The sequence below is a fragment of the Brevundimonas sp. TSRC1-1 genome, assembly GCF_049898245.1.
In the GTDB taxonomy this organism is placed as follows: domain Bacteria; phylum Pseudomonadota; class Alphaproteobacteria; order Caulobacterales; family Caulobacteraceae; genus Brevundimonas; species Brevundimonas mediterranea_A.
Window position 1 is genome coordinate 325,439 of record NZ_JAFCXI010000002.1, and the last position, 18,419, is coordinate 343,857.

Here is an 18,419-nt window from a genome sequence, read left to right on the forward strand (position 1 = left end):
CCGTTAAGCCGCCCGCGTCGCCACCATCATATAGTTGATGCCCGCATCGTCGCTCTGGCTCCAGCGGTCGGTCAGCGGGTCGTAGTTCAGGCCGTACGGCCCCTCGACCGTCACAGCCTCCTGCGCCAGCATCGTCCGGATCTCGTCGGGCTTCAGGAACTGTCGCCAGTCGTGCGTGCCCGCCGGCACCCAGCGCAGGATATATTCCGCCGCCACCTTGCCCAGGGCCAGCGACTTCAGCGTGCGGTTCAGGGTGGCGACCATCATCACCCCGCCCGGCCGCACCAGGCGCGAACAGGCGCGCACGAAGGCCTCCGGGTCGGCGACATGTTCGATCACCTCCATGGTCAGGACCACGTCGAACGGCCCCGCGCCTTCCGCCTCAATCTGTTCGACCGTGGCGGCGCGATAGGCGATGTCCAACCCGACCATCTCGGCGTGGGCGCGGGCCGTGCCGATGTTCTCGGACGAGGCGTCGATGGCGGTGACGGAAAAGCCCATCCGCCGCATCGGCTCGGCGATCAGCCCGCCGCCACAGCCGACGTCCAGCAGGGTCAGTCCCTCGAAGGGGCTGCGCGCCTTGGGATCGCGGCCCAGCCGGGCGCACAGCTGTTCGCGGATCAGGGCCAGCCGGGCCGGATTGAACCGGTGCAGCGGCGCGAACGGCCCGTGCGCGTCCCACCATTCGGCCGCCTGGGCCGAGAAGCGGGCGACGTCGGCCGGGTCGATCGATGCGCCAAATGCGCCCTCGGACGAATTTTGCGGAAAACCATGCCCTTCGCGGGGTAGGCGAGACGGTGCGGCGTCGCTAGAAGCGGTCATGACGCGAGGGATGAACCTTCGCGCCCTTTCACGCAAGCAGGGGGCGAAACGCCACGATGACGCGGCCCGATTCTTCACGATCCGACACCACGCGACTGGTGATGAAGTTCGGCGGCACCTCGATGGGCGACCTCGAACGGATTCGGCGCGCGGCGCGAATCGTCGCCGCCGAGGCCGCGTCCGGCAAGAAGGTCGCCGTCGTCGTCTCCGCCATGGCCGGCAAGACCAACGAACTGGTCGCCTGGACCGACGGCGCCGGTCCGGCCGCCGCGGGCCTGCCCGTCAGCGACGATGAATATGACGTGGTGGTCGCCTCGGGCGAACAGGTGACGGCCGGGCTTCTGGCTCTGACCCTGCGCAACATGGGGCTGAACGCCCGGTCGTGGATGGGCTGGCAGGTGCCGATCATCACCGACGACGCCCACGCCCGCGCCCGCATCATCGACATCCCCGGCGAGAAACTGGGCGCCGCCCTCGACGCGGGCGAGATCGCCATCGTCCCCGGCTTCCAGGGCGTCACCCCCGACGGGAAGATCACCACCCTGGGCCGCGGCGGGTCCGACACCTCGGCCGTGGCCGTGGCCGCCGCCCTGTCCTGCCCCTGCGACATCTATACGGACGTGGACGGGGTCTATACGACCGACCCCCGCATCGAGAACCGTGCGCGCCGCCTGGCCAAGGTCTCCTACGAGGAGATGCTGGAAATGGCCTCGCTGGGCGCCAAGGTGCTGCAGACCCGCTCGGTCGAGCTCGCCATGGCCAAACAGGTGCCGGTGCGCGTCCTGTCCAGCTTCATCGAACCGGACGCGTCCGGCCAAATGCCCGACAAGGGCGGAACCCTGATCTGCGACGAGGAGGAGATCTTGGAAAAGCGCATCGTGTCCGGTGTGACCATGAGCCGTGACGAGGCCCGCATCACCCTGCTGGGCCTGTCCGACCGCGTGGACGCCCCCGCCGACGTCTTCACCCGTCTGGCCGAGGCCAACGTCAATGTGGACATGATCGTCCAGAGCCAGTCGCGCACCGCCGGGGCGGTCAACCTGACCTTCACGACCGGCCGTCGCGACGCCGTCCGCGCCGCCGACCTGATGAAGGCCGCCCAGGCCGAGATCGGCATCGAGGAAATCCGGGTCGACGAGGATGTCGCCAAGGTGTCCGTCGTCGGGGTCGGCATGCGCAGCCACGCCGGTGTGGCCCAGACCATGTTCAAGGCCCTGGCCGACAAGGGCGTCAAGTTCCAGGCCATCTCGACCTCGGAAATCAAGATCAGCGTCCTGATCGACGCGGCGTACGCCGAACTGGCCGTGCGCGCATTGCATTCGGCTTACGGGCTGGACGCGATATAGGATGATTTGAACAGGCGCCTCGGCGCCGGAGCGCGGGAGCCATGATGCCGGCAGGCGGCGCGATGACCAGAGGACCTCGGATCCTCCTGCGCCAGATCCGCGAGGCTCTGGGCGGGGCTGGCGCGGGCGCGACCCCGGCGCAGGACCGTCTGAACATGGTGGTGCGGATCATCGCCCGGTCCATGGTCGCCGAGGTCTGCTCCATCTATCTGCGCCGCGCCTCGGGCGAGCTGGAGCTGTTCGCCACCGAGGGCCTGAACCCCGACGCCGTCCACAACACCCGCCTGCGCCCCGGCGAAGGCCTGGTGGGCGAGGTGGCCCGGATGGCCCAGCCGATCAGCCTGTCGGACGCGCCCTCGCACCCCTCCTTCTCCTACCGGCCGGAGACGGGCGAAGACCCCTATCACGCCTTCCTCGGCGCCCCCCTGCTGCGCGGCGGCCGGGCCATCGGCGTCCTGGTCGTCCAGAACCGCACCGAGCGGCGCTATGACGAGGAGGAGGTCGAGGACATCCAGACCATCGCCATGGTCCTGTCCGAGACGGTGTCCTCCGGCGAACTGCTGGAACAGGACGAGCTGCGCGACGTCGAACTGGCGCCCCACCGGCCCGAACGGCTGAAGGGCCAGAAGTTCGGCGACGGTCTGGCGGTCGGCCGGGTCGTCCTGCACGAAGCGCCCCTGCCGCCCGAGAAACTCCTGTCCGAAGACCCGGCGATGGAGGAGGCCCGGCTGAAGCTGGCCCTGGCCTCGCTGAAGACCGGCCTGGACGCCATGCTGGACAAGGGCCAGGGCCTGGCCGGACCCTCGTTCGAGGTGCTGGAGACCTATCGGATGTTCGCCGACGACCGGGGCTGGAACCGGTCGCTGGAAGAGGCCGTGCGCAACGGCCTGACCGCCGAGGCGGCGGTGGACCGGGTCCGGAACGAGCACCGCGCCCGCTTCGCCCAGGCGCGCGACCCCTATATCCGCGAACGGCTGCACGATTTCGAGGACCTGGCCAACCGGCTGCTGCGGGTGCTGGCGGGCGACAAGCCGGGTGAGCGCGAACTGCCGGACGACGCCATTCTCGTGGCGCGCAACCTGGGTCCGGCGGACCTGCTGGAATATCCGCGCGACAAGCTGAAGGGCCTGTTGCTGGAAGAAGGCTCGGCCGCCAGCCACGCCGCCATCGTCGCCCGCGCGCTGCAGATCCCGTGCGTCGGCCGCCTGATGGGCCTGCGCGACCGGCTGTCGGAAGGCGACGTCGTCATCGCCGATGGCGAGACCGGCGAGGCCTATCTGCGGCCCCGCCCCGATATGATCGAGGCGGTCCAGTCGCGTATGGCCGTGCGCGACCAGCGCCAGGCTCAGTTCGCCCAGTTGCGCGACACCCCCGCCGTGACCCTGGACGGCCAGCGCATCACCCTGCTGACCAACGCCGGCCTGGCGGTGGACCTGGAGAATCTGAACGAGACGGGGGCGGAGGGCATCGGCCTGTTCCGCACCGAATTCCAGTTCATGGTCTCGGACGAGCTGCCCCGCCTGAACGCCCAGACGGCCCTGTACAAGCTGGTGCTGGACGCCGCCGGCGACCGGCCCGTCACCTTCCGCACCCTGGACATCGGCGGCGACAAGGTCCTGCCCTATCTGGAGGCCGAGCGGGAGGAGAACCCCGCCCTGGGCCGGCGCGCCATCCGCCTGGGCCTGGACCGGCCGTCTTTGTTACGGATGCAACTTCGGGCCCTGCTGACGGCGGCGGCGGGTCGCGAGCTGCGCGTCATGTTCCCGATGATCGCCACGGTGGACGAGTTCCGCGCCGCGCGCGAGCTGGTCGACGTCGAATGCGCCTGGGCCAAGCGGCGCGGCCGCGCCCTGCCCGCCCTGCTGCGCGTCGGGGCCATGGTCGAATGCCCGTCGCTGCTGTGGCACCTCGACGCGCTTCTGCCCCTGACCGACTTCGTCTCGATCGGGACCAACGACCTGTTCCAGTACATGTACGCCGCCGACCGGACCAATCCCCTGGTCTCGGACCGCTACGATCCCCTGTCGCCGCCCACCCTGCGCGCCCTGCAGACGATCCAGAAGGCCTGCGCCGACACCGGCACCCCGGTCTCGATCTGCGGCGAACTGGCGGGCCGGCCGCTGGAGGCCTTCGCCCTGATCACCCTGGGCTTCACCCGCCTGTCGGCCCCGGCCGGCGGCGTCGGCCCGGTCAAGCGGATGATCCTGTCCGCGGACCTGACGGCGGCGCGCCGGGGCCTGAACAATCTGCTGAATCTCTCGACCGGCTCGGTGCGCAACGAGATCGAATCCCTGGCGCGGAAGTTGAACATCGCCGTCTGAGAGTCTTCGCGCGCGTTCCGTTTTGGGAATCGCCGTTGATGGGGCGGGCATTATGGTTTATCCACAGGACGCATCAGGACTGCCTCCGGGGGGAGGCGAGTCCAGTCACGAAGACATGCTACCGGACGGGTCCGTTTCGAGTACGGAGCGGCTTCAAGCCGTTCCGAGTGTGGGGTCAGGCGTCATGGCGCTGGATGCGGGGCAAGCCCCCGACGAGTTCAAGGCTCATCCTGATTGGAAGGACATTGCGCCCTCCATCGCAGAGTCCGTGACTCTGGGCGACGGCCTGCGCCGGGCGCGCGAGTCGTCCGGCAAGTCCCTGGCGGATCTGTCCGCCGAAACCAAGGTCCATTCGCGGTTCCTGACCGCTCTGGAGCAGAACGACTGGTCCTCCCTGCCCTCTCGGGTTTTCGCCATCGGCTATGTGCGTGGCTATGCGGCCGCCCTGGGCCTCGACGAGCAATTGGCCGTCGAACGGTTCAAGCGCGACAGTCCCGACACCTCGGCCCCGTTGAAGGCGCCCATCGGCATCGCCTTTGAGGATGTGAAACGCTATTCGCCGCGCATCATCGCGGTCGTCGCCGTGGCCGCCCTGGCCATCGTCGGATGGAATGTCTTCCAGCGCATCAATCTGATGAAGGCGCCGCGCGCCTCCGACATCGCCGCCGTGCCCGAGAGCTGGACCCTGGGGGACGTGCCCGGTCAGAACGGTCTGATCGACCTCAGCGCGCCCCGCGCCGCACCGCTGGACCAGACCACGCCGGCCCTCTACATCACGCCCGGCCTGGAGGCCCAACTAACCGGGATCGATCCCAATGATCCTGCGGTGCTGGCGGCGACGGCGGCGGCCAACAACGCCCCCGTGCAAAAGGCCTTCAACCCACGCGGCGCCGTCTATGGCGCCCCCGCCACCGCCTCCCAGGTGGTGATCCAGGCCAAGAAGGCCGGCGCCTTGGTCGTTCGGCTGGGGGACGGTCAGGCCCTGTTCGCCCGCCAGATGGCCGCCGGCGAGGCCTGGCGCGCGCCGATGGGCGTCAGCGCCACCATCGATGTATCGGATCCGGCGGCCTTTGACGTCTATCTGAACGGCGAACACGGCGGCATCCTGCCGGCTGTCCTGACGCCCCTGGCCCAGTTGAACAGCCGCGCAGAACAGGCCGCCCGCCAGGTGGCGGAGGACCAGGCCCGTCGCGTGGCGCAGGCTCAGGCCGTGCGGGCGGCCCAACAAGCCGCCCAACCCGCCCCTCCCCCCGTCGCGGCGACAAACTGATCGTCGTCCCCGTGGCCCTGACGCCGTCTTCGGCCTATATGAGCCCGTGATGAGCGACCATACCCACGTCCGACCCTGGCGCCATATCGAGCGCCGCAAGAGCCGCCAGATCCGCGTAGGCTCCGTCCTCGTGGGCGGCGACGCCCCGATCAGCGTTCAGTCGATGACCAATACGCCGACGTCCGACGCGGCGGCGACGATCGACCAGATCCGCCAGCTGGAAGAGGCCGGCGCCGACATCGTCCGCGTCTCCTGCCCCGACGTGGAATCGACCGAGGCCTTCAAGACCATCGCCCGCGAGGCCAGGGTCCCCTTGGTCGCCGACATCCATTTCCACTACAAGCGCGGCATCGAGGCGGCCCAGGCGGGCGCCGCCTGCCTGCGGATCAATCCGGGCAATATCGGTAGTCCCGACCGCGTCCGCGACGTGATCCAGGCCGCCAAGGACCACGGCTGTTCGATGCGGATCGGCGTCAACGCCGGCTCGCTGGAAAAGGAGCTGCTGGAGAAGTACGGCGAGCCCTGCCCCGACGCCATGGTCGAGAGCGCCCTGAACCACGCCCGCATCCTTCAGGATCACGATTTCCACGAGTTCAAGATCTCGGTGAAGGCGTCCGACCCCTTCCTGACCGTCGCCGCCTATCAGCAGTTGGCCGAGGCCATCGACTGCCCCCTGCACCTGGGCGTGACCGAGGCGGGGCCGCTGCGCACCGGCACGATCAAATCGGCCATCGGCATGGGCTCGATGCTGTGGGCCGGCATCGGCGACACCATCCGCGTGTCGCTGGCCGCCGATCCGGTCGAGGAGATCAAGGTCGGCTTCGACATCCTGAAGTCGCTGGGCCTGCGCCATCGGGGCGTCAATATCATCGCCTGTCCGTCGTGCGCGCGTCAGGGCTTCAACGTCATCGAGACGGTGACGCTGCTGGAAGAGAAACTGGCCCATATCTCGACGCCGATGAGCCTGTCGGTCATCGGCTGCGTCGTGAACGGCCCGGGCGAGGCCCTCTATACCGACATCGGCTTCACCGGCGGCGGCAAGGGGGCGGGCATGATCTATCTGAACGGCAAGATCGCCCACAAACAGGCCAATGACGGCATGATCGACCATATCGTCGACCTGGTCGAGCAGAAGGCCGCCGAACTGGACGCGGCCCGGGCGGCGGAGCTTCAGGCGGCGGAATAGACCCGCCCCTCGAGGTTGCACAAGGTTTGATGAAATTCACGCCTGAGTGATTGACCGATCGTGTCGGAAGTGCAACCTCTGCCGTTGGTTCGCCTGGGGAGGCTGAACCTTAATCCACTGAGGGGCCTTATGATTTCCAAAAATTCCGCACGTTTCGGCGTGCGCTTGCTCATGCTTGCCGGCGTGGCGATGTCGCTGCCCGCCTGCGCCACCGTGACGCGTGGCTCCAGTCAGCAATTCTCCGTCCAGAGCACCCCGCCCGGCGCCCAGGTCAGCACGTCGAACGGCTTCGAATGCCAGGCGACGCCCTGCACCTTCCGCATGCCGCGCAAGGACGCCTTCCGCATCACCGTGTCCAAGGACGGTTACGTCGCCCAGACCCATGACATCACCAGCAGCGTCTCCGGCGCGGGCGGTACGGCCATGGCCGGCAACATCCTGATCGGCGGCATCATCGGTGGGGCGATCGACGCCACCTCCGGCGCCATGAATGATCTGAAGCCCAATCCGCTGATCGTGACCCTGCGCACCCCGGCCGAAGAAGCGGCCGCAGCCCAGGCCCCCGTCGCGACGCCGCCCGCCGCAGCCGCAGCCGGAGGCGAATAATGATCCGTCGTCTCGCCGCCGCCGCCGCTCTGGGCGCCCTGATGGGCGTCGCGGCCTGCGCCAGCCCGTCCAACCCCGCGCTCATGACCTTGCCGGCGACATCGGGCCTCACGGCGGCGCCCGGCGATCTCGGCTATCGGTCGGTGACGACAGTCACGGTTTCCGGCGGCCAGAACACCAATCCGATGTGGACCTCCGAGGTTTCGAATGCGGACTTCAAGACCGCGCTGGAAGGCTCGTTGACGGCCGCCGGCTATATGGGGACCGAAGGTCAGCCCATGACGGTCTCCGCATCCTTGATCGACCTGAAACAGCCGATGGCCGGCTTTGACATGTCTGTGACCAGCCAGGTTCGCTATACCGTGATGCGAGCCGACCGTTCCGTCTTCGACGAAACGGTGGCGGCGACCGGCACAGCGACCATGGGTCAGGCCTTCATGGGCGTGGAACGTCTTCGGATGGCCAACGAAGCCTCGATCCGCGAAAACATCAAGGAATTCCTGACCCGCTTCCGCGCCCGCGCGCGCTGATCGGATCAAGGAAAACCACGGCGACGGCGGGTCCCGACCCGCCGTCGTCTTTCGTCTCAGATCACCCCGAACAGCCGCAGGGCCTGATAGCCGGCGGACAGCAACACAACGGCCCCGACGCCGTAGGTCAGGATCCGACGGGGCGCGATCCGCGCGATCACCCCGGCGAAGGGCGCGGCGATCAGACCGCCCAGGATGAGGCCCAGGATGGAGGCGGCGTGGGTGGCGACGCCCTTGGCCTCCGCCCAGTGACCGGTCAGCAGGGCGGCCAGGAAGGTCGCCGAAATGGCCGAGGTGACGAAGAACTCCGCCGTATTGGTGGTGCCGATCGCGGCGCGAGGATCGCCCCCCGACCCCACCAGGGTCGTCGTGACCGTCGGCCCCCAGCCGCCGCCGCCGATGGCGTCGAAGAACCCGCCGACGACGCCCAGCGGTCCCGCGAACCTGACCGGGAAGATCCGCGCGCGAGTCTGGCGGGTCGCGCGCCAGATGATCACGCCCCCCATGATCGCCAGGTAGGCGGTGATCCAGGGCTTGACCAGGTCGCCGTCGATGCTGGTCAGGACAAAGGCTCCCAGGCAGCCGCCCACCACCCCGCCCATGGCCAGGGGCACGAACAGTTTCCAGTTCACATTCTTGTTGACCGTGTGAGATCCGGCCGACGCCGCCGTGGTGAAGACCTCTGCGGCATGGACGCTGGCCGAAGCTGTCGCAGGGGGCACGCCGAACGACAGCAGGACCGTCGAGGAGATGACGCCGTAAGCCATGCCCAGGGCCCCATCGACGGACTGGGCCAGGAAACCGACGAGGAGAAAGACGAGGAAATCTTGCATGGCCGCCCCTGAAAATCCGCCCGACGGTGCGTGTTATTTTCCTACTGGGTCAATAGGAGAAGGATTCGACGCGGCTTGCAGAAGGCTTCGCGCCTCGAACACCGCGGCGACGGCGTCGCGCCCATCCTGCAGGACCGGCTGCAACGGGCAGGTCTCGACGTCCGGACAGGTCTCGCAAGGCCCGTGGGCGGTGCGCGACGCGCAGGGCGCCAAGGCCAGGGGGCCTTCCAGCGCCCGGATCACATCGGCGAAACTGATGGTCCCGGCCGGCGCCGCCAGGGCGTAGCCTCCGGTCCGCCCCCGCTTGGACACCAGCAGATTTTGACGACGCAGATCCAGAAGTATGGCTTCTAGGAATTTGCGCGGCGCCGTGGCGGCCTCGGCGATCTCGCCGATAGTGGCGGGGCCGCCGCCCGGCAGGCCGGCCAGATGGATCATGGCGCGCAGGGCGTAGCGGGACCGGTTCGACAGCATGGTCCGTGATCGCGCGACCGCGCGCCGGACGCAAGACGCCGTTCGCCGTCCGGCCCGACCTCATCCCGGCCGGCCCAACCGGGCCGCCGCCGCCAGGATTTGCCGACCGGTATAGGGTTTCAGCACCAGGGCTTCGGCGAGGGGGGCGTAACGGGTTGCGGCCTCAGCGTCGCCGGAAATGAAGATCACCCGAATGTCCCAGCGCCGCGTCAGAACCTCGGCCAATTCGCCCCCGGTCGTGACGCCGGACAGATTGATGTCCAGCAGGGCGCCGTCGATGGCGTGCAGGGCCGCCGCAGCCTCGGCCGCCGCCGCGCTGTGGAACGGGCCCACCACCCTGTGCCCGGCCTCGGTCAACAGTTCGGTCAGGTCGGCGGCCACCTCGGCGTCATCCTCGACCACCAGCAGGGTCAGAGGCTCCAGATCGCCCCCCACGACGGCGATCTCGGCCGGCCGGGGCGCGGCCCCTTCAGCGGAACCGGATGTCTGGGCCACGATGACCCGACGCAGATCGCGCCAGACCTCGACCGCCGGCCGGTCGCTATCCAGGCCATAGAGGCCCGCCATGGTCTTCAGGTCGCGCGCATCGTCCGGCGACAGACGGCCGCCCGCCGCGGTGAGACGCGCGTCATACAGGCGGCACAGCCGTTCCACGCTGTCGGCGCCGTCCGGAGTCGCGTCGGCGGCCTGGGCGACAGGCTTCGACGGCGGCGGGCGATCGAACATGACGTCCTCCTCACGGCTGATCGGCCGTCAGCTAGTCGTTTGGAACCCTCGGCGTAAGCGCCTCTGACGCCATCGTTATCCAAAATCACAATCCCGGCGCCGACCGTGGTCCCCGCCGACAATCGACATCGCGCCCCTCGGCGCGCTAAGGACGGCCCTCCCTTTCTCCAGGATTGCCCCCTTGCGTCTGCCCCAGGCCCGTCTCGATCAGGTGCTCGACCGTTTCCACGAGGTGGAGGCCCGCATGGGTGCGGCGACGGACGGCGTCGAGATCGTCCGCCTGTCCAAGGAGCACGCCGAGCTGAAGCCCGTCGCCGACGCGGTCCAGGGCCTGGCCCGACTCCGCGCCGAGATGGCCGATCTGGAGGTCATGGCCGCCGATCCCGAAATGGCCGCCATGGCCCAGGACGAGCTGCGCGACCTGACCGAACGCCTGCCGCAGATGGAGCGCGACGTCGCCCTGCTGCTGGCCCCGCGCGACGCCGACGAGAACGCCTCGGCCGTGCTGGAAGTCCGCGCCGGCACCGGCGGCGACGAGGCGGCCCTGTTCGCCGGCGACCTGTTCCGCATGTATTCGCGCTACGCCGCCACGCGCGGCTGGCGGATCGAGCTGGATTCGGCGACCGAGGGCGACGCCGGCGGCTACAAGGAGATCATCGCCACCGTCACCGGCGACGGGGTGTTCGGCCGACTGAAGTTCGAGAGCGGCGTCCACCGCGTCCAGCGCGTGCCGACGACCGAGGCCGGAGGCCGTATCCACACCTCGGCCGCCACCGTCGCCGTCCTGCCCGAGGTCGAGGACGTCGAGATCGAAATCCTGGAAAAAGACATCCGCATCGACACCTTCCGCGCCTCCGGCTCGGGCGGCCAGCACGTCAACAAGACCGACTCGGCCGTGCGGATCACCCACCTTCCGACCGGGATCGTGGCCACCAGCTCCGAGAAGTCGCAGCACGTGAACCGCGACAAGGCGATGAAGAACCTGCGGGTGCGCCTGTACGACATGCAACGCCAGGCCAAGGATCTGGCCCGCGCCGACTCGCGCAAGTCCCAGGTCGGGTCGGGCGACCGGTCCGAGCGGATTCGCACCTACAACTTCCCCCAAGGCCGGGTGACCGACCACCGCATCGGCCTGACCCTGCACAGCCTGCCCCAGATCCTGGAAGGCGACCTGGACCCCATGCTGAACGCCCTGATCGCCGAGGATCAGGCCGCACGCCTGGCGGATCTCGAGGCCGAGTTCGGCTGATCAGCCCAGCACGCCCAGCATGGGCAGGCACAGCACCAGGGCCGTGACGGCTGTATAGCCGGCGAAGGCGTGGACCGACCGGCGACGGCCGCTCAGGGCCGTGGGCTCGGCGATGCGGACGGCGCGATCATTCCACAGCAGATACAGGGCCTGGATCGTCCACCCGGCCAGGAAGGCCGCGACCGCCCAGCCGCTGAGCGCCGCCAGGGCCGCGCCGGAGGCCAGGACCAGCATGGCGCCCAGCGCAATCACCCCGTCCCCGACCTGGTCGGTGACGGACACCGGGATCAGCCCCGACAATGCACGCTGCAAACGCCAGTTGAGCCAGGCCTGATACAGAAGCATCAGCCCGCCCAAGACGTAGAACACCCCTATCGCGCGCGCTGCCCACTCCATGGCGGGAATAAGGCGTCATTCCCGCCCGGGCCGTAAGTGCGGAAAACCCCTTAGTCGGCTGAAAAGGTCCAACCGGCGCAAACGAGACACAACCGATGATATCTCAGGCTGCGCGCGTCTGCTCGGCCTGGAGCGCCCGGACGACCGCCGGACGACGGCCCATCCGGTGGTAATGGGCGCGTACATTCGGAAACTCGGCCACATCCACGCCGTCGCCTTCCAGCCAGCCGGTGAAGGTGAACAGATAGGGGTCTGCGACGGAATAGGCGTCGCCCATCACCCAGTCGCTGTCTCCGTTCCGGGCCAGATCCGCCTCGATCAGGGTGAAACAGTCCCGCATGTTCTGCGCCACCTTGGCCGCCATCGAGGCCTGGGCCGCAGCGTCGTCGCTCCAGCGCGAGGCCCGGCGGCCATGGGCGTGGGCGACGTGGACAGTCGAGGCCAGATAGAGGTTGAAGGCCTGCATCCGCGCAAGGGTGAAGGGCTCGACCGGCGCCAGCAGACCCTGCGGAGCGAGGGCGGCGATATAGGCCAGAATGGCCGGGCTTTCGGTCAGGACGCCCTGATCGGTCACCAGAGCCGGAACCCGCCCCTTGGGGTTGATCGCCAGAAACTCGGGCCGGCGCTGGTCCCCCTGGGCGAAATCGACCAGGCGGACTTCGAACGCCAGGCCGGACTCTTCCAGCGCGATATGGCTGGCCCGGCTGCAGGATCCGGGGGCGGTATAGAGGGTCAGCATGATCGGCCTCGTCGGGAAAGAAAAAGGCGACGAAAACCTCGCCGCCTTTCCGTCTCTTACAGGTCCAGCAGGGCCCGCTGCGGGTCTTCCAGCAGTTCCTTGATGCGGACCAGGAAGGTCACGGCTTCCTTGCCGTCGACGATGCGGTGATCATAGCTGAGGGCCAGGTACATCATCGGACGGATCTTGACCTCGCCGTTGATGGCCATCGGGCGCTGGACGATGTTGTGCATGCCCAGGATGCCCGACTGCGGGGCGTTCAGGATCGGCGTCGACATCAGCGACCCATAGGTGCCGCCGTTGGTGATGGTGAAGGTGCCGCCCTGCAGCTGGTCCATGGTCAGGGCGCCGTCGCGGGCGGCCTTGCCCAGGGCGCCGATGCCCTTTTCGATGCCCGCCAGGCTCAGGGTGTCGGCGTCGCGCAGCACCGGAACCACCAGACCCTTTTCGGTGCCGACGGCGACGCCGATGTCATAGTGGTTCTTGTAGATGATGTCCGTGCCGTCGATCTCGGCGTTGACGGCCGGAATCTCGTGCAGGGCCGCAACCACGGCCTTGGTGAAGAAGGACATGAAGCCCAGCTTCACGCCGTGGCGCTTCTCGAACACCTCTTTGTACTGGGCGCGCAGGGCCATGACATTGGTCATGTCCACCTCGTTGAAGGTGGTCAGCTGGGCGGCCGTGTTCTGCGATTCCTTCAGGCGACGGGCGATGGTCTGACGCAGGCGCGTCATCTTCACCCGCTCTTCGCGCGGGCCGACGGCGCGCGGGGCCGAAGGCGCGGCGGCGGCGGCCGGAGCCGGGGCGGCCTGACCGATGGCGGCGATGGCGTCAGCCTTGGTGATATTGCCCTTGGGCCCGGTGGCGGCGATGGTTTTCGGGTCCAGATTGTTTTCGGCGACGACGCGCTGGACGGCCGGCGACAGGGTGTCGTTCTTGCCGCCCGAGACCTGGGCCGAGCCGGTGTTGGCCGGAGCGGCGGCGGGCGCCGGGGCAGCGGCGGCCGGAGCCGAAGCGGCTGCGCCCGAACCCGAGATCGAACCGATCTTCTGGCCGGGGGTGACGGTCGCGCCCTCGTCGGCGGCGATGGTCAGCACGCCGTCCGCCGGGGCCGACACTTCGACCGCGACCTTGTCGGTCTCGATCTCGACCAGCAGTTCGTCCTTCTTGACGGCGTCGCCGCTCTTCTTCAGCCACTTGCCCATAGAGCCCTCGGCGACGCTTTCGCCCATCACCGGCACGGTGATGTCGATGCTGGACGCAGCGGCGGCGGGCGCCGCCTTGGCCTCGGCCTTGGCGGCCTTGGCCGGGGCCGGAGCCGCAGCGGCGGCCGCGCCGCCTTCGGTCACCGAACCCAGGACCGTGCCGGGAACGACGGTGTCGCCCTCGGCGGCGTTGATGGCGCCCAGGACGCCGTCGGCCGGGGCCACCACTTCCAGCGAGACCTTGTCGGTCTCCAGTTCGACGAGCAGTTCGTCCTTCTTGACCGCGTCGCCGACCTTCTTGGTCCATTTCGCGATGGTGGCCTCGGTGACGGATTCACCGAGGGCGGGGGTCAGGATGTCGGCCATGTCGGGTCCAGCTGTCTCTTTGGGAGTATTCGGTGAGGTGTATCAGGCGAAGGCTTCGTTGGTGAAGGTCTCGAGTTCCTTCAGGTGGCGGCTCATCAGGCCGGCCGCCGTCGAGGCGGAACCGGGACGGCCGACGTAGCGGGCGCGCTTGGAGGCGACGTCCAGCTTGTCCAGCGTCAGCTCCAGCCACGGATCGACGAAGGTCCAGCCGCCCATGTTCTTGGGTTCTTCCTGGCACCAGACCACTTCGGCCTTCGGGAAGCGGGCCAGTTCCTTGCGCAGCGACTGGATCGGCCACGGATAGAACTGCTCCAGGCGCAGGATATAGACGTCGTCCACCGCCTGGCCGTCCTTGGCCTTCTTCTCGCGGGCGTCCAGCAGGTCGTAATAGACCTTGCCCGAACACAGGATGACGCGGCGGATCGCCTTGTCGGCCTTGATCTTGATCCCGGCGACGTCGGGGCGGGTCTGGGCGTCGTCGTGCAGGACGCGGTGGAAGGACGAACCCTCCGCCAGATCCTTCATCGACGAGACCGCCTTCTTGTGACGCAGCAGGCTCTTGGGCGTCATCAGGATCAGCGGCTTGCGGAACGGCCGGTGCATCTGGCGACGCAGGATGTGGAAATAGTTGGCCGGGGTGGTGCAGTTGGCGACCTGCATATTGTCTTCGGCGCACTGTTGCAGGAAGCGCTCCAGACGGGCCGACGAGTGTTCCGGACCCTGGCCCTCATAGCCATGCGGCAACAGCATGGTCAGGCCGCTCATCCGCAGCCACTTGCGTTCGCCCGAGCTGATGAACTGGTCGATCACCACCTGGGCGCCGTTCACGAAGTCGCCGAACTGGGCTTCCCACATCACCATGGTGTTGGGGTCGGCCAGCGAATAGCCGTACTCGAAGCCCAGCACCGCCTCTTCCGACAGGGCCGAGTCGATGACCTCGTAGTTGGCCTGGCCTTCGCGGAGGTTGTTCAGCGGGATGTAACGCTCTTCGGTCGTCTGATCGATGATGCCCGAATGGCGCTGCGAGAAGGTGCCGCGCACCGAATCCTGGCCCGACAGACGCACCGGGAAGCCTTCGTCCACCAGCGAGGCGAAGGCCAGGCTCTCGGCCGTGGCCCAGTCCAGGCCCTCGCCCGAGGTGATGGCCTCGCGCCGGCCGTCGATGACCCGTTTCAGCGTCTTGTGCATGTCGACGCTGTTGGGGATGGTCGTCAGGCGGTGGCCCAGGTCGGTCAGCTTGGCCAGGGGCACCGCGGTCTCGCCGCGCAGTTCGTCCTTGGGCGACTGGAAGCCCTGCCAGTGGCCGTCCAGCCAGTCGGCCTTCTCGGCGGACCAGGTCTTGCCGGCCTCGAACTGGTCGTCAAGGAAGGTGTCGAACCGCGCAATCTCGGCGTCCACCTCGGCCTGCGTCAGCACGCCCTCGGCGACCAGACGCTGCGAATACAGTTCGCGGGTCGAGGGCTGGGCGCGGATCTTCGAATACATCAGCGGCTGGGTGAAGGTCGGATCGTCGCCTTCGTTGTGGCCGAACCGGCGATAGCAGAACATGTCCACCACCGCGTCCTTGTGGAATTTCTGGCGGTATTCGGTGGCCACCTTGGCGGCGAAGACGACCGCTTCGGGATCATCGCCGTTCACATGGAAGATCGGCGCCTGAACCATCAGCGCCACATCCGACGGATAGGGCGACGAGCGCGAGTTCCGCGGGCTGGTGGTGAAGCCGATCTGGTTGTTGATGACGAAATGCAGGGTGCCGCCGGTGCGGTAGCCCTTCAGCCCCATCAGGGCGAAACATTCGGCCACCACGCCCTGGCCGGCGAAGGCGGCGTCGCCGTGGATCAGCAGGGGCACGACCTTGGAACGGTCCAGCGCCCATTCAGCCTCGGGCTTGCCGGCGTTGGCCTCGCGGATGTCGAACGCCTGTTTGGCGCGCGCCTTGCCCAGCACCACCGGGTTGACGATTTCAAGGTGCGACGGGTTGGCGGTCAGCGACAGGTGGACGTGGTTGCCGTCGAACTCGCGGTTCGAACTGGCGCCCATATGATATTTGACGTCGCCCGAGCCCTCGATGTCGCTGGGCACGGCCGAACCGCCCTGGAACTCGTGGAAGATGACCTTGTAGGGCTTGCCCATGACGGCGGCGAGCACGTTCAGGCGGCCGCGGTGGGCCATGCCCAGCACGACCTCGTCGACGCCCAGATTGCCGCCGCGCTTGATCACCTGCTCCAGCGCCGGGACCATGGCCTCGCCGCCGTCCAGGCCGAACCGCTTGGTGCCGGGGAAACGCTTGTGCAGGAAGCGTTCGAAGCCCTCGGCCTCGATCAGCTTGTTCAGGATGGCCAGCTTGCCTTCCTTGGTGAAGGCGTTCTGCTCGAACTTGTCCGGCCCTTCGAACCGCTGCTGCAGCCAGGACTTCTCCTCCGGCTCGGCTATATGCATGTACTGGATGCCGATATTGCCGCAGTAGGTGCGCTTCAACAGGTCCAGCACCTGGCGGATCGTGCCGGTCTGAAGCCCCAGGACCCCGTCCAGGAAGATCGGACGATCCATGTCGGCGGCGCTGAAACCATAGAATTCCGGCGTCAGTTCCGGGTTTTCGACCGGCTGTTCGATGCCCAGCGGGTCCAGCTTGGCCTGCAGGTGGCCGCGCACGCGATAGCTGCGGATCAGCATCAGGGCGCGAATGGAATCATGGGCGGCGGCGCGGATCGCGTCGCCTGAAACCTCGACCGGCGCGGCCTTGGCCGCTGCAGGCGCCGGCGCGGCGCCGGGCTTCTTCGGATCGGGCTTGGGCGCCGGCCAGCGGCCGTCGAACACGGCGTTCGCCTCATTGGGCTCGGTGGCGGTTCCACGCCCCCAGGCGCCGGCCTCGGCCGAGGCCTTCACGCTGGCGGCGTTGTCGCGCAACTGGTCGAAGAAGGCTTTCCATTCCGCAGAGACCGAGCCGGGATCATTGGCCCACTTCTCGTGCAGCTCCTCGATATAGGCCGCATTGGACCCGTAGAGGAAAGAGGTCTCGGCAAAGACCTGGTTCAGCCGACCCGCATCGTCCGCCATTGTTCTCGCTATCCCTTGGGCCCCGCCGGACACATCTCCGTGAGGGGCGCGCCCGTCATATAGGCGTGCTTTCCTTATGGGTCATGACCGAAACGGGGCAATTCGGTGAGAAATTGGTCGCAGGCGCAAAGAAAAACGCCCCCGGCCGAAACCGGGGGCGTCCAATCCTGCCGAGACCGGCATTTTTGATGCGCGACGCCTCGTCGACCTTTCCCTCCCCCGCAGGGGAGGGGGGCGAAGCGAAGCGGAGCCGGGTGGGGCGGGCAGGGCGAGCCCCACAGACCTCTAAAACTAGACAGGTGCGGCCCAGCCTGGCCGCCCCCACCCCGTCGCTGACGCGACGCCCCTCCCCCGCAGGGGGAGGGAGAGGCGCCTGTGCGCCTTGGCTCCTTAACCCTTCAGCACTTCCACCAGGGTCTTGCCCAGGCGGGCCGGCGATTCCGACATGCGGATGCCGGCGGCTTCCATCGCCGCGATCTTGGATTCCGCATCGCCCTTGCCGCCCGAGACGACGGCGCCGGCGTGGCCCATGGTGCGGCCCTTCGGAGCCGTGCGGCCCGCGATGAAGCCGGCCATCGGCTTCTTGCGGCCCTTCTTGGCTTCGTCGATCAGGAATTGGGCGGCGTCTTCTTCGGCGCCGCCGCCGATCTCGCCGATCATGATGATCGAGGTGGTTTCCGGGTCGGCCAGGAACAGTTCCAGCACGTCGATGAACTCGGTGCCCTTGACCGGGTCGCCGCCGATGCCGACGGCCGTGGTCTGGCCCAGGCCTTCGTTGGTGGTCTGGAACACGGCCTCATAGGTCAGGGTGCCCGAACGCGACACGATGCCGACCGAGCCCTTCTTGAAGATATTGCCCGGCATGATGCCGATCTTGCACTCGTCCGGCGTCAGGATGCCCGGGCAGTTCGGACCCAGCAGGCGCGACTTGGAGCCTTCCAGGCGGCGCTTGACGTTGACCATGTCCAGCACCGGAATGCCCTCGGTGATGCAGGTGATGAAGGGGATCTCGGCGTCGATGGCCTCGATGATGGCGGCGGCGGCGCCCGACGGCGGGACATAGATCACCGAGGCGTCGGCGCCCGTGGCGTCCTTGGCTTCGGCGACCGAGGCGTAGATGGGCAGGGTTTCGCCGTGCGAACCCGTCCAGTTCGTGCCGCCCTTGGTCGGGTGCACGCCGGCGACCATCTTGGTGCCGTGATAGGCCAGGGCCTGTTCGGTGTGGAAGCCGCCGGTCTTGCCGGTCAGGCCCTGGACGATGATCTTGGTGTCTTTGTTGACGAGGATGGACAT

At 67.9% G+C, this 18,419-nt stretch carries 16 protein-coding genes; 7 read left to right on the forward strand and 9 right to left on the reverse strand.

Features of this window, described 5'->3' with window-relative positions; translation table 11 throughout:
• Positions 1 to 3 precede the first annotated feature (3 nt).
• A complete protein-coding gene (gene ubiG / locus ACP7CK_RS07630; protein ID WP_426025629.1) occupies positions 4 to 822 on the reverse strand; it encodes a bifunctional 2-polyprenyl-6-hydroxyphenol methylase/3-demethylubiquinol 3-O-methyltransferase UbiG in 819 nt (272 codons plus the stop codon).
• A gap of 56 nt (positions 823 to 878) precedes the next feature.
• On the opposite strand from ubiG, the gene ACP7CK_RS07635 reads away from it, so the two are divergent.
• The 6 genes from ACP7CK_RS07635 (at position 879) to ACP7CK_RS07660 (ending at position 8,081) form a co-directional block, all read left to right on the forward strand.
• On the forward strand, positions 879 to 2,168 hold the full coding sequence (locus ACP7CK_RS07635; RefSeq protein WP_426025630.1) for an aspartate kinase: 1,290 nt from the start codon (positions 879 to 881) through the stop codon (positions 2,166 to 2,168).
• Positions 2,169 to 2,230: 62 nt separating this feature from the next.
• On the forward strand, positions 2,231 to 4,489 hold the full coding sequence (gene ptsP / locus ACP7CK_RS07640; protein WP_369732953.1) for a phosphoenolpyruvate--protein phosphotransferase: 2,259 nt from the start codon (positions 2,231 to 2,233) through the stop codon (positions 4,487 to 4,489).
• Between the two features lie 184 nt (positions 4,490 to 4,673).
• Positions 4,674 to 5,759: a helix-turn-helix domain-containing protein gene (locus ACP7CK_RS07645; RefSeq protein WP_008259738.1), complete on the forward strand. Its 1,086-nt coding sequence runs from the start codon at positions 4,674 to 4,676 to the stop codon at positions 5,757 to 5,759.
• Positions 5,760 to 5,805: 46 nt separating this feature from the next.
• The gene (ispG, locus tag ACP7CK_RS07650) at positions 5,806 to 6,945 is read left to right on the forward strand and encodes a flavodoxin-dependent (E)-4-hydroxy-3-methylbut-2-enyl-diphosphate synthase (protein ID WP_292147632.1); all 1,140 of its coding nucleotides are present in this window, start codon (positions 5,806 to 5,808) and stop codon (positions 6,943 to 6,945) included.
• A gap of 171 nt (positions 6,946 to 7,116) precedes the next feature.
• A complete protein-coding gene (locus ACP7CK_RS07655) occupies positions 7,117 to 7,551 on the forward strand; it encodes a PEGA domain-containing protein (RefSeq protein ID WP_426025901.1) in 435 nt (144 codons plus the stop codon).
• Complete coding sequence (locus tag ACP7CK_RS07660) at positions 7,551 to 8,081, forward strand: hypothetical protein (RefSeq protein ID WP_008263699.1); 531 nt, start codon at positions 7,551 to 7,553, stop codon at positions 8,079 to 8,081. Before ACP7CK_RS07655 ends, ACP7CK_RS07660 begins: the two co-directional genes overlap by 1 nt.
• Before the next feature lie 56 nt (positions 8,082 to 8,137).
• Here the strand turns inward: ACP7CK_RS07660 and ACP7CK_RS07665 are convergent, their stop codons facing one another.
• From ACP7CK_RS07665 to ACP7CK_RS07675, 3 genes are read right to left on the reverse strand one after another with little or no spacing between them, the layout of a single operon-like run.
• Positions 8,138 to 8,914, reverse strand: a complete 777-nt coding sequence (locus ACP7CK_RS07665; RefSeq protein WP_008260663.1) for a sulfite exporter TauE/SafE family protein — start codon at positions 8,912 to 8,914, stop codon at positions 8,138 to 8,140.
• Positions 8,915 to 8,947: 33 nt separating this feature from the next.
• Entirely contained in the window at positions 8,948 to 9,388 is a 441-nt protein-coding gene (locus ACP7CK_RS07670) for an RrF2 family transcriptional regulator (protein ID WP_154726055.1), read from the reverse strand.
• Positions 9,389 to 9,448: 60 nt separating this feature from the next.
• A complete protein-coding gene (locus ACP7CK_RS07675) occupies positions 9,449 to 10,114 on the reverse strand; it encodes a response regulator (RefSeq protein ID WP_426025631.1) in 666 nt (221 codons plus the stop codon).
• A 181-nt stretch (positions 10,115 to 10,295) separates the two neighbouring features.
• Between ACP7CK_RS07675 and prfA the strand changes: the two genes are divergently transcribed.
• A complete protein-coding gene (gene prfA / locus ACP7CK_RS07680; protein WP_008262463.1) occupies positions 10,296 to 11,363 on the forward strand; it encodes a peptide chain release factor 1 in 1,068 nt (355 codons plus the stop codon).
• Here prfA and ACP7CK_RS07685 read toward each other — a convergent pair whose 3' ends face one another.
• The 5 genes from ACP7CK_RS07685 to sucD form a co-directional block, all read right to left on the reverse strand.
• Positions 11,364 to 11,708 (reverse strand): hypothetical protein, encoded by a 345-nt coding sequence (locus tag ACP7CK_RS07685; protein WP_197019800.1) that lies wholly within the window; start codon positions 11,706 to 11,708, stop codon positions 11,364 to 11,366.
• Between the two features lie 154 nt (positions 11,709 to 11,862).
• Entirely contained in the window at positions 11,863 to 12,498 is a 636-nt protein-coding gene (locus tag ACP7CK_RS07690; protein WP_426025632.1) for a glutathione S-transferase family protein, read from the reverse strand.
• Between the two features lie 56 nt (positions 12,499 to 12,554).
• The gene (gene odhB, locus ACP7CK_RS07695) at positions 12,555 to 14,069 is read right to left on the reverse strand and encodes a 2-oxoglutarate dehydrogenase complex dihydrolipoyllysine-residue succinyltransferase (protein ID WP_426025633.1); all 1,515 of its coding nucleotides are present in this window, start codon (positions 14,067 to 14,069) and stop codon (positions 12,555 to 12,557) included.
• A gap of 42 nt (positions 14,070 to 14,111) precedes the next feature.
• A complete protein-coding gene (locus tag ACP7CK_RS07700) occupies positions 14,112 to 17,126 on the reverse strand; it encodes a 2-oxoglutarate dehydrogenase E1 component (RefSeq protein WP_426025634.1) in 3,015 nt (1,004 codons plus the stop codon).
• A 390-nt stretch (positions 17,127 to 17,516) separates the two neighbouring features.
• Positions 17,517 to 18,419 carry a succinate--CoA ligase subunit alpha gene (gene sucD / locus ACP7CK_RS07705; RefSeq protein ID WP_008262761.1) on the reverse strand — a complete coding sequence of 301 codons (903 nt, stop codon included), beginning with the start codon at positions 18,417 to 18,419 and terminating at the stop codon, positions 17,517 to 17,519.

Excerpts from the sequence above, each read along its gene's own strand:
- ACP7CK_RS07675 (WP_426025631.1), bottom strand. The coding sequence starts at position 10,114 with ATGTTCGATCGCCCGCCGCCGTCGAAGCCTGTCGCCCAGGCCGCCGAC.
- ACP7CK_RS07655 (WP_426025901.1), top strand. The coding sequence starts at position 7,117 with ATGCTTGCCGGCGTGGCGATGTCGCTGCCCGCCTGCGCCACCGTGACG.
- ACP7CK_RS07670 (WP_154726055.1), bottom strand. The coding sequence starts at position 9,388 with ATGCTGTCGAACCGGTCCCGCTACGCCCTGCGCGCCATGATCCATCTG.
- ACP7CK_RS07635 (WP_426025630.1), top strand. The coding sequence starts at position 879 with ATGACGCGGCCCGATTCTTCACGATCCGACACCACGCGACTGGTGATG.
- odhB (WP_426025633.1), bottom strand. The coding sequence starts at position 14,069 with ATGGCCGACATCCTGACCCCCGCCCTCGGTGAATCCGTCACCGAGGCC.
- sucD (WP_008262761.1), bottom strand. The coding sequence starts at position 18,419 with ATGTCCATCCTCGTCAACAAAGACACCAAGATCATCGTCCAGGGCCTG.
- ACP7CK_RS07665 (WP_008260663.1), bottom strand. The coding sequence starts at position 8,914 with ATGCAAGATTTCCTCGTCTTTCTCCTCGTCGGTTTCCTGGCCCAGTCC.
- ACP7CK_RS07645 (WP_008259738.1), top strand. The coding sequence starts at position 4,674 with ATGGCGCTGGATGCGGGGCAAGCCCCCGACGAGTTCAAGGCTCATCCT.
- ubiG (WP_426025629.1), bottom strand. The coding sequence starts at position 822 with ATGACCGCTTCTAGCGACGCCGCACCGTCTCGCCTACCCCGCGAAGGG.
- ACP7CK_RS07685 (WP_197019800.1), bottom strand. The coding sequence starts at position 11,708 with ATGCTTCTGTATCAGGCCTGGCTCAACTGGCGTTTGCAGCGTGCATTG.
- ptsP (WP_369732953.1), top strand. The coding sequence starts at position 2,231 with ATGACCAGAGGACCTCGGATCCTCCTGCGCCAGATCCGCGAGGCTCTG.
- ACP7CK_RS07700 (WP_426025634.1), bottom strand. The coding sequence starts at position 17,126 with ATGGCGGACGATGCGGGTCGGCTGAACCAGGTCTTTGCCGAGACCTCT.
- ACP7CK_RS07660 (WP_008263699.1), top strand. The coding sequence starts at position 7,551 with ATGATCCGTCGTCTCGCCGCCGCCGCCGCTCTGGGCGCCCTGATGGGC.
- ACP7CK_RS07690 (WP_426025632.1), bottom strand. The coding sequence starts at position 12,498 with ATGCTGACCCTCTATACCGCCCCCGGATCCTGCAGCCGGGCCAGCCAT.